Genomic DNA, 1,554 nt, shown 5'->3' with positions numbered 1-1,554 from the left:
CCCCTCGGGGATCGTTTTTAATAAAGCAAAGCCTGCTGATTAATCATCTACAAGCACCCATTCCCCTTTCGAGATCAGGGGTTCAGCCTGTTTGAACTTAACGGTTTTATTCTCTCCGGAAAGGACGTTTTTGATGGTTACCCTTTCATTTCGACCAATTTTGGCCGTTTCCCGGATGATGGTCTCGGTCACTTGTGGCCGCTGTCCCTGAGTGGCGCCTGCAGCCCTGCTTTGGGCAGCCAGTTCATCGCTGTTGGGGATCTCGGCTTTGGAGGTTTTAAGGTTGTCTTTAGGGCGTCGTACCTGCCGCGCCTCTTGTATTTCCTGAGTGTTAGCCGATGGGAGCTCTCCTTTGAACAAAAAGGAGACGATCTCTTTATTCACCTTTTCGATCATGGACTTAAAGAGTTCGAAAGCCTCAAATTTATAGATCAACAAGGGATCCTTTTGCTCGTGAACGGCTAACTGAACCGACTGTTTCATTTCGTCCATCTTTCTGAGATGGGTTTTCCAGGAATCGTCAATGATCGCAAGGGAAATATTCTTCTCGAAATCTGTGATCAGTTGCTTGCCCTCTGTGTCGTATGCGTCCTGAAGGTTCGTAACTACATTGAGGGTTTTAATTCCATCCGTAAAGGGAACTACAATGCGTTCAAATTTATTGGAATTGTCTTCAAAAACCTTTTTGATAACCGGGAAAGCGGAATCAGCCGAGCGCTCCATCTTCTGGTGATAGTGGTCATAAGTAGCCGTGTAGACTGTTCTCGCAATATCCTGGACGGACATTTTCCCGAATTCCTCTTCATCTATAGGGGCCGTGATGGAGAAGTATTTGATCAGTTCGAATTCAAAATTCTTGTAATCATTTGCCATTTTATTGGTCTCCGCAATGACCTCACAGGTATCGTAGATCATGTTGGCGATATCCACTTTAAGCCGATCACCTTGCAGGGCGTGCCTTCTGCGCTTGTAAACCACCTCACGCTGGGCATTCATTACATCGTCGTACTCCAAAAGCCGCTTCCGGATACCAAAGTTGTTTTCCTCCACTTTTTTCTGGGCCCGTTCGATGGATTTGGTCATCATTCCAGCCTGGATGACTTCCCCTTCCTTCAACCCCATCCGGTCCATCATTTTAGCGACGCGCTCCGAACCGAATAACCGCATCAGGTTATCCTCGAGGGAGACGTAGAACTGGGAACTTCCCGGATCTCCCTGACGTCCGGACCTACCTCTGAGCTGGCGATCCACCCTACGGGAGTCGTGCCGCTCAGTACCTATAATGGCCAGGCCTCCGGCCTTTTTAACGGCATCACTAAGTTTAATATCCGTACCCCGGCCGGCCATATTGGTCGCAATGGTCACAACTCCTGGCTTCCCGGCTTCAGCGACGATATCGGCCTCCTTTTTATGCAGTTTTGCATTGAGGACATTGTGGTTTATTTTCCGAATGCTGAGCATTCGCGAAAGCAATTCTGAAACTTCTACAGAGGTCGTACCGATAAGGACGGGTCTCTGGGCGTTCGAAAGCTCGATGACCTCGTCGATTATCGC

The 1,554-nt window shown here is 48.5% G+C and carries 1 pseudogene; it reads right to left on the bottom strand.

Going from position 1 to position 1,554, the window contains the following annotated elements:
- Window positions 1-39: 39 nt before the first annotated feature.
- Window positions 40-1,554: pseudogene (secA, locus tag WBV75_RS08595) on the bottom strand (preprotein translocase subunit SecA); the annotation flags it as partial.

It is taken from the genome of Robiginitalea sp. (genome assembly GCF_049588695.1).
Taxonomy (GTDB): domain Bacteria; phylum Bacteroidota; class Bacteroidia; order Flavobacteriales; family Flavobacteriaceae; genus Robiginitalea.
Note: the sequence above shows the minus strand (reverse complement) of the source record. Positions and strands in the feature narration are given on the sequence as shown.